This is a genomic window from Gemella haemolysans (genome assembly GCF_001553035.1).
GTDB lineage: Bacteria > Bacillota > Bacilli > Staphylococcales > Gemellaceae > Gemella > Gemella haemolysans_B.
Genome location: NZ_KQ959922.1, coordinates 16057 through 25450 on the forward strand (window position 1 = coordinate 16057; position 9394 = coordinate 25450).

Below are 9394 nucleotides of genomic sequence, written 5' to 3' on the forward strand. Positions count from 1 at the left end.
TAGCTTTACCTAAAGATAGAGTGGTAGCTTATGATAGTGTGGAAGATTCTGTTGCGGCTATTACAGAATTTATAAGTGTAGGTATGCACGCTATGGATAGATTCTTGAAGAATTCACATAGTAAAAAAGATAGAATAGCGGTAATTGGTGATGGAAGTCTTGCTTATGTTATGGCGAACATAATAAACTACACTCTACCAGAGTGTGAGATAATCGTAATAGGTCGTCACTGGGAGAAACTTGAACTATTTAGTTTCGCAAAAGAAAGATACATTACTGATGATATACCAGAGGACTTAACTTTTGATCATGGTGTAGAATGTTGTGGTGGAGATGGTAGTGGATATGCGATAAATGACTTAATCAAGTACATCAAACCACAAGGAAGCCTAGTACTAATGGGAGTTAGTGAATACAAAGTAAATATCAATACACGCGATATCTTAGAAAAAGGATTAACGCTAATAGGTTCATCGCGTTCAGGTAGAATCGACTTTGAGAAAGCTATCGAGATGCTTAGTAATAAGAAATTCGAAAGAAGATTCAAGAACATTATTGAACTTGAGCAACCTGTGAGAAATATTAAAGATATACATAGGGTGTTTGCAACGGACTTAAATACAGCTTTCAAGACGGTGTTTAAGTGGGAGATATAGAGGAGAGAATTATGATGGAAAGTGATAAAAATCAACAAAATCTTGAATATGAAAAAAAGTTGGAATTCTGGAGAAAAGTACAAACAATATTAGTGAATTCAATGGATACTCTACTTTTTTTAGTCTATGTATTATTCGCGATTTATGTAGTAATGAAAAATGCAATGACCATGATGGGATTTATACTATTAGTTGTAATTACATTATTTAATGTATGGATGATACCGATACTATTAAACAGGTTGAAACAACAATTAAAAAAGATGAAAAAAAATAGATGTATATCTACTATACTCATATTTTTTGATATAAGCATAATAGATATACTATTAAAAAAAACGAAACCAAATAGATGTATATATAATGCATTCATATTTTTTGATATAAGTATAGTAATAGTAACAATAATAACATTTTTTATGGGAAAAGAATCACTTAAAGATAAAGGGTGGGGCCTTGTTATTCTAACAGCAATTGCAATTATTTTTAGAATTTTATTATATATAGTGTTAAATAGAAAAGAGCTAATAAAAGGAGTAGTATTGTTTACTATTATTTTCGTATTGGTTCTTATTGTTGGAATGCTGGATGATTTACCAATAGCAGGTGGAGTATTTTTAATAGGATTATTCTTTGTACTTATGTCAGAAGATATGTTGAAAATGATTCAATTTAATTCAATTGATAATTCGTGTATTACAAAAAAATATGAGGAGCAAATAAAAACATATTTATTCCAACAAAAAATTTATGTAAATATAGTATTTGCTATACTTTATGTTGTTCTTTTAATAACTAGTAAATTTATAACTAGTAAATCTGATTTAAAGTGTATATATAAGTGTGTTTATAAAGGTTTAGGTGTAGATGTAGAAGGAACAGATTTAGAATTGTGGCTGTTTAGGGGGCAAGTGTATACATTACTTTTTATATCTGTTGTACTTCTGGTTAACGCTGTTTTTGTATTAATAAAAAAAGTATATAATAAAAACAAAGAAAATCTAGAATATGGAAATATGGCTCCTCTTAATTCTATATTTAATCCACCAGAAGTTAAAATACATGATCCTAAAATAATTCATGAAATAAATATTGGTAAAAAGTCCATAGATAAAATAAATCCAGAAATACTAATAACAAACAGAGAAGAAATACCTAAAGATATTCAAGTATTTTTAGAAGGGGGTCCAATTAATCCTTATAGAAGATTATTAATTATTTATCCCAATAGAAGCATATATGAATGTAAATATAAAGTGGAAAAAAATAAAATTATACTAAAAGAAGAGATAAAGTTAATAAATAAACAGGATTTTAAGAATAGAGGATAGCATTTGGAACATAGATTTTTAAGTTAAAGTCAAATTATTGTGGAAAATAAATTTAAAAAAATAATTACGACAGAAAATTGAATAAAAATAGGTTTTTTGTCGGCTCTTTGTCAAATTTGGTTGATAATGGAAATTAAGAGAAAGCTATGCTATATTAGGTAGTATAGCTTTTTTTCTGTTTTTTTAAAAATTTTTTGGTTGTATGCTAAATCAGAGGTACAGAAAAATTCCAGTCTCGAATTTAGTAAATAATCCTAATTTGTAAATTTCTATAGAGTTTTTTTATTTAAATTGATTCATGAACTTTAAGCTAGTTTTGTGAATAAATTCTCTATTAAATATCACATTTTATGTTATAATGCTAAGTGACGAAGAATTAAAAAATATTTATATGCATTTTAGAGAAAATAAATTTTAATTCAAATGATATTTTTTAGATGTTAAAAAGGAGAACAGAGTGGATATTTTTATATTATTACTAATTTCATTATTTGTTTATCTTATACCGAGAACAGATGTTGATTATTTAAGTAATAAATCAACTAAATCACTAAAGGGACTCTTAGCTTTACTTATTATTTTTCACCATATTTCTCAAAAAATTACCACTGGTGAGAATTTTTCAAATTTTGAATACATGGGACGATATATTGTTGCATTGTTTTTCTTTCTGTCTGGTTATGGACTGTATTTCCAATTTAGCAACAATGTTACTTATATGGAGAATTTCTTAAGGAAAAGATTAGTTAGAATATTTATACCATTTTTTGTTTTTATAGTCATTTATGTGATTTATAGAGCGACATTAGGGGAAGTTGTTAATGTAGACTTTTTCATATCATTCTGGAAAGATCACAGCAATATAATATATAATGGTTGGTTTATCAACAGTATAATAGTTTTATATGTTATTTTCTATATTTCTTTTAAAAGGAAAGATTCAAAAATAGCTGTATTTAAACTAGTATTTTTGACATTAGTTTATATTTTTTGGAAAGCGTATCAAGATCATGGGGATTGGGAATATGTTAGTACAATGGCATTTTTATTAGGTGTATTCTGGATGAAATATAGGGTTTCTATAGATAAGTTTATAGAGAAAAAGTATTTTATTTTTCTTGTTTCATTTAGTATACTAATGTACGTATTTCATCATTATGAAGTTATTATGAAGAATATTGGGATTACAAATAAATATGTTTATTATGGAATAGTTGGAAATTTATGCACGATGGTTTTTGTAGTTTATTTCTTATTGTTGACAAATAAAACTCAACTTTTCAAATAAATATCTTGATTTTTTAGGAGATATATCATTTGAAATATATATGATTCATGGCTTAGTTATGCATTATCTTGGTAAGTTTTTTGTTTCATCAGATGTAAATGATGTACTTTATACAATTGTGGTATTGTTTGTTAGTATTATTACTGCATATTATATAAAAAAATTAATAATTATTATTGAAAAGAATATTATGAAAGCTGTTTAATATATTTTAGAAATAGGAATAGGGAGTGACTCAACAAAATTGATTTCTTAGAAATCGTGATGTTTGAGTCATTCTCTTTTTTATTATTGATGAAAAATTATAGTAAAAATACTATGAGTTATCTCATTTTATGTTATAATGGTAAGTAATATTGTAATGTAGAAAAGAGGCTTTACATTGAAACAACTAATAAAAAGTAAAATAGAAAAACTACTTACTGAATCTGAGGAAGTGGTAAAAGTAGAACAACTAGGTGGTATGACAAATAGCAATTATCTAGTAGAAACTACGAGTAACAAATATATAGTTAAGTTCTTTGGTAAAGGGACTGATAGGCTGATCAATAGGGTTGCAGAGAAAAATAATCTTGCAAATCTTGCTGATTTAGGTTTAGATGTGAAAAACTATATCTTTGATATTGAATCTGGAATAAAGGTAAATGAATATATTGAGAATGCAACGACTTTTGATGCGCATTACCTAAAAGCGAAGAAAGAAGAAGTTGCGAATATTCTAAAAAAAGTACATAGTTCTGGGAAGGTTCTTGAAGGTGAATTTAGAGTCTTCGATGAGATAAGAAAATATGAGAGTCTGATTGAAGGTAATATTAGCTATTCTTATTATGAGAAGATAAGGGAGAAGGTATTTTCTCTACAAAACCATCTAGAAGAGATTGGTATTGACAGAAAATCTTGCCATATCGATCTTGTACCAGAGAATTTTATCGAAGATGAGACTGGTCGTATTTATCTTATAGATTGGGAATACTCTGCGATGAATGATCCGATGTGGGATTTAGCGGCGCTTTTCTTAGAGTCTAACTTCAGAAAGGCTGAAGAAGGAGAATTCTTTAAAGAGTATTTCAGTGAAGATACTCCAGTTAGCGTAGCTAAGATTATGATTTACAAAATATTACAGGACTTCCTGTGGAGTCTGTGGACAATCTATAAAGAAGAACAAGGTGCAGACTTTGGATCTTATGGAAAAGACAGATACTTAAGAGCGGTTAAGAATTTAAAGGAGTATGTAGAAAGTTATGAAAAATAAAATAGGTGTCTCAGCAGGGCTTTTATCTGGTATGTTCTGGGGGCTTGGGCTTGCGATAAGTGCGTATATATTTTCACTTTATAATATTTCGCCTTTTGCGGTTGCGGTTGTCCACGATTTCATTAGTATTTTTGTCCTATTAGCAATTATTTTAATTAAGTATAAAACAATTAATTTCAAGATTTTTACGAATATAAAAAGTGTTAGTGTTATTGTAGGTGCACTGCTTGCAGGACCTATTGGAATGCAGTGTAATCTATATGCAGTGAAATATATAGGAAGTGGTTTGACATCTTCGATTACAGCGATTTATCCTGCTGTGTCAGTAATACTAGCTGTGATATTTTTAAAAAATAAAGTTTCATCAAAAACGATTTTAGGGATTGCGCTTATTATTGTTGGTATTTTCATCCAAAGTTATAAGAGTGAACAGGTTGAATCATTTTACCTTGGATTTATGTTCGCATTAATTTGCGCAGTTGCTTGGGGTAGCGAGAGTGTTCTTAGTTCATATGCGATGAAAAATAATTTAAACGAGCTTGAGACTTTATTAATTCGTCAGGTTACATCATTTTTAGCGTATTTAGTAATAATTTCATTCAATGGTTTAGGAATTGAGACGAGCCTTGATGTGAAATTCGGGGGACTTATTGTCTTCTTCGTAGTTAGTAATATGGTATCTTACATATTGTACTATATGGCTATTAATAGATTAGAACCAGCGAAGGCAACAGGGCTTAATGTCAGCTATGTTGTTTGGACAATATTATTCTCGATGATTTTTGTCGCATTAGAGGTGAATTTACAATTAGTCATTACATCTATTATTATCATACTAGGTGTTTATGTTATTGTTAGAGAGGAGTAACAAATAGATAATGAAAGCAATTATATTGGCTGCAGGTTTAGGAACGCGTCTTAGACCTATGACAGATAATACTCCAAAGGCTTTGATAAAGGTTAAAGACAAGCCACTTGTGGAGTACCAAATAGAGTTTTTAAAAGAAAAAGGAATAGATGAGATAATCGTTGTTGTTGGATATTTACATGAACAATTCGATTATTTAAAAGAGAAGTATAATGTAGAACTAGTATTCAATGATAAATACTCTGAGTATAACAATTTCTACTCATTATACTTAGTTAAGGAAAAACTAGCGGATAGTTATGTAATCGATGCGGATAACTATTTATTCAAAAATATGTTTAGAGCTGATATTGATCGTTCAACATATTTCAGCGTTTATCGCGAAGATTGTGAGAATGAATGGTTCTTAATCTATGGTGATGATTATAAAGTTCAAGATATTATCGTAGACAGTAAAGCAGGAAGAATCCTTAGTGGGGTATCTTTCTGGGATAAGCAAACTGCAGAGAAAATCGTAAGTTTTATAGAGAAAGCTTATAAAAGTAATGAGTTCATGAACTTATACTGGGATAATATGGTTAAAGATAATATCGAGAGACTAGATGTTTATGTGGAAGAATTAGAACCTAATAGCATCTATGAAATTGATAGTGTTAAAGACTATAACAAATTAGAAGAAATACTGAAAGAAGAATGTGAGAATTAATCTCCATTCTTTTTTCTTTTGGTAAGGTATTAAGTAATAATATTTCTTGCTTTTTTGTAATATAGATGTAATAAAAAATAACCTAATTGTAACCCTAAAAATAGCTTAACTATGGTATAATTATCAATGCATGACAATGAGTAAAGAGGGCTATAAAAAATGGGAAGAAATAAACTGAAATTAGGATTAGGAGTATTAACGGTATTAGCTACACCAATAGCTATGAATACAGTAGCTAGTAGTGACGTTTTAGCTGCACAAGGCTGGGTTAAGACTGGAAATTCTTGGTACTTCTACAATCAAAATGGAACATTAGCGAGAAATGCTTGGGCAGGAAATTACTGGCTAGGTACCGATGGAAGAATGGTAACTAACGCTTGGGTAGATAATGGGCGTTATTACGTGGATGCAAATGGAACATGGGTAAAAGGTGCTCAAAAACCTGTTGCAGTACAAAAACAAGGTTGGGTACAAAGTGGAGGAGCTTGGTACTACTATTATCAAGGTAATGTAGTTAGAAATGCATGGGTAGGAAGCTACTGGCTTGGAGCTGACGGAAGAATGGCGACAAGTTCATGGGTAGATAACGGGCGTTACTACGTGGGAGCAAATGGAGCATGGGTAAAAGATGCTAAGAAGCCAGAAGCAAAGTCAGAAGTTAAAGAGAACGGTTGGATAAAAGAAAGAAACACATGGTACTACTATGAAAATGGAACATTAGCTCGTAATAAATGGGCAGGAAATTACTGGTTAGGAGCTGATGGAAAAATGGCTACTAATGCGTGGGTAGATAATGGACGTTATTATGTAGATGGTTCTGGAGCATGGGTTAAAAATGCAGGACATGGTATAAACTATTCAAGTTATTACAAAGTAAAATCATTATATATTCCTGTATATGACGCGAATGGTCGTATCTTATCTCATGTTTCTAAAGATACAGTATTATTCAGAGATAATAGATCAACTGTGAATGGTAGAATCCCTGTTCAAGTAGCGGGACTTACAGGTTATGTTAATACTAGTCAAGTAACTGTAATCGACTCTAATGATACATTCATTCCGGATTACGTAAGTGATGGAAAATATGTTTATCACAGATACTCTCCGTACACTAAAGTAATGGTTGCTTATCACAATGCCAATATGCAAGTTGGTAAGTCATATTATTCAGCAGATGGTATCAATTTTGGAACATTTAAACTAGATCACCCATTCCAATTCTCTAATTTAAAATCTAGAACGAACTATACAGCGGCTGATATTAATAGACTATATAGCATAATGGGAGCTAGTGATAGTAAGTTAGCAGGTAAAGGAGCTACATTTAAAGCTGCTGAACAAAGATACGGAGTTAATGCTTTATACCTAGTAGCACACAGTGCTTTAGAGAGTGCATGGGGAAGAAGTAAGATTGCAAAAGATAAAAATAACTTTTTCGGTATATCAGCATATGATGATAGCCCATATACTTCTGCGACTAAATTTGATAATGTAGATAGTGGTATTCTGGGTGCTGCACGTTGGATTAACTCAAGATATTTACATAATTCTGGATATCCAGCTAACGGAGCATACTTAGGAAACAAAGCAGGTGGTATGAATATTAACTATGCGACAGCACCATATTGGGGTGAGTCTATCGCGAGTATAATGTTCAGTGCTAATGAAAAATTAGGAAGAAAAGATAGATAAGAAAGGATGGGCTAGGTTAGTATTTTAATCTAGCTTCCTTTTTAATAAAGGAGATAATTATGTTAGTTTCGGTTGTAATCGGACTTTTAAATGAGGAAAAGTTTTTACCAAGATTAATAGAAGATTTTAAGAATCAGACATATGATCACAGAAATATAGAATTAATATTTATAGATGGGATGTCGAAAGATAAAAGCTGGGAAATAATAGAAGATTTTAAAGCTAGTAATCATGATTTTTTTGATGTAGTATTATTGAAAAATACTAAGGTAATATTGTCAGCTGGTATGAATGTGGGTATAAAAGCTGCAAGAGGAGAATGTATCCTTAAGGTGGATTGCCACTCACATATTACCGAGGATTTTATTGAGAATAATGTTAAAGTTATCGAAAGTGGCGAAGATGTTTGTGGAGGACCACGTCCAAATATTATTGAAAATGAAGATAATTTAAGTAAGACATTATTATTGGTCGAGGAAAATATGTTTGGTAGTGGGATAGCGAATTATCGTAAACAGACTTCTAAACGTTATGTAAGTTCAGTTTTCCAAGGGATGTACAAGAAGGAAATATTTGATAAAATCGGATTACTGGATGAAAAAGTAGGTCGTGTTGAAGATAATGAACTGCATTATCGAATTAGAAAAAATGGCTATAGGATTCGTTATAGTAATGACATACTATCGTATCAATATACTAGACCTACAGTAAATAGAATGTTAAAACAAAAATATTCAAATGGTTATTGGATTGGGAAAGTAAGTCATGTTTATCCTAAAGCTTTCTCTATCTTCCATTTCGTTCCTCTTGTATTTGTTTTAGGAATAATTTTTAGTTTATTGATATTGCCGTTGACGAAGTTATTCGCTGTACTTCTTGCGATTGCTTATGGATTATTCACAATTCTCGTTATATTGATGACTATTATTAATAATAAATTCAATGCAACTATGTTGTTAATTCCAATCTTACTATTCTTAGTGCACTTCAGCTATGGGGTAGGAACTTTAGTTGGATTAGTTAAAGGTTTTAGTTGGAAAAAAGTATATTATAAGAAATAAAGTATGGCATCATATAGACAGGCTAAGATTAGTCTGTCTATATTTGTAACTAACTTGTAATATCTAAAGAGATGTCTTAATGGTATAATAGAAAATGCATAAATGTATGATAATATGAGCAAGGAGATTGGAAATTTTTATGAAAAAAAATAAATTGAAAATCGGTTTAGGAATCTTAACAGTATTAACTACACCAATCGCAGTGGATACAGTAGTAGGTACTAAAGCACACGCAGCTCAAGGTTGGGTGCAAAGTGGTTCATCATGGTACTTCTATAATAATCAAGGTAATGGAGTAAGGAATGCCTGGCAAGGAAATTACTGGCTAGGTGCTGATGGTAAGATGATGACAGATGCTTGGGTAGACAATGGTCGCTATTATGTAGGAAGCAATGGTGCTTGGGTGAAAGGAGCTCAAAAACCTACTGAAGTTAAGAAGCAAGGTTGGGTTCAAAATGGATCATTATGGAACTATTATTACCAAGGGAATATCGTTAGAAACGCTTGGGTAGGAAACTACTGGTTAGGTTCTGATGG

General features: G+C 30.7%; 9 protein-coding genes and 1 pseudogene. All 10 read left to right on the forward strand.

Going from position 1 to position 9394, the window contains the following annotated elements:
- The coding region (locus HMPREF3186_RS00665; RefSeq protein ID WP_331709130.1) for a zinc-binding dehydrogenase at positions 1–656 on the forward strand (656 nt) is incomplete at its 5' end.
- A 14-nt stretch (positions 657–670) separates the two neighbouring features.
- On the forward strand, positions 671–1987 hold the full coding sequence (locus HMPREF3186_RS00670; protein WP_197415004.1) for a hypothetical protein: 1317 nt from the start codon (positions 671–673) through the stop codon (positions 1985–1987).
- A gap of 457 nt (positions 1988–2444) precedes the next feature.
- Positions 2445–3275 carry an acyltransferase family protein gene (locus HMPREF3186_RS00675; RefSeq protein ID WP_060913458.1) on the forward strand — a complete coding sequence of 277 codons (831 nt, stop codon included), beginning with the start codon at positions 2445–2447 and terminating at the stop codon, positions 3273–3275.
- Between the two features lie 40 nt (positions 3276–3315).
- The gene (locus HMPREF3186_RS09590; protein WP_084812624.1) at positions 3316–3480 is read left to right on the forward strand and encodes a hypothetical protein; all 165 of its coding nucleotides are present in this window, start codon (positions 3316–3318) and stop codon (positions 3478–3480) included.
- Positions 3481–3657: 177 nt separating this feature from the next.
- Positions 3658–4527, forward strand: coding sequence for a choline/ethanolamine kinase family protein (locus HMPREF3186_RS00680; RefSeq protein WP_060913459.1), 870 nt, complete (start codon positions 3658–3660; stop codon positions 4525–4527).
- Positions 4517–5395, forward strand: a complete 879-nt coding sequence (locus HMPREF3186_RS00685; RefSeq protein ID WP_060913460.1) for a DMT family transporter — start codon at positions 4517–4519, stop codon at positions 5393–5395. Before HMPREF3186_RS00680 ends, HMPREF3186_RS00685 begins: the two co-directional genes overlap by 11 nt.
- A 10-nt stretch (positions 5396–5405) precedes the next feature.
- Positions 5406–6101 (forward strand): sugar phosphate nucleotidyltransferase, encoded by a 696-nt coding sequence (locus tag HMPREF3186_RS00690; RefSeq protein ID WP_060913461.1) that lies wholly within the window; start codon positions 5406–5408, stop codon positions 6099–6101.
- A gap of 159 nt (positions 6102–6260) precedes the next feature.
- The gene (locus tag HMPREF3186_RS00695; protein WP_060913462.1) at positions 6261–7796 is read left to right on the forward strand and encodes a glucosaminidase domain-containing protein; all 1536 of its coding nucleotides are present in this window, start codon (positions 6261–6263) and stop codon (positions 7794–7796) included.
- 59 nt (positions 7797–7855) lie between these two features.
- The gene (locus HMPREF3186_RS00700) at positions 7856–8857 is read left to right on the forward strand and encodes a glycosyltransferase family 2 protein (RefSeq protein ID WP_060913463.1); all 1002 of its coding nucleotides are present in this window, start codon (positions 7856–7858) and stop codon (positions 8855–8857) included.
- Between the two features lie 139 nt (positions 8858–8996).
- A pseudogene (locus HMPREF3186_RS09290) lies at positions 8997–9394 on the forward strand (endo-beta-N-acetylglucosaminidase); the annotation flags it as partial.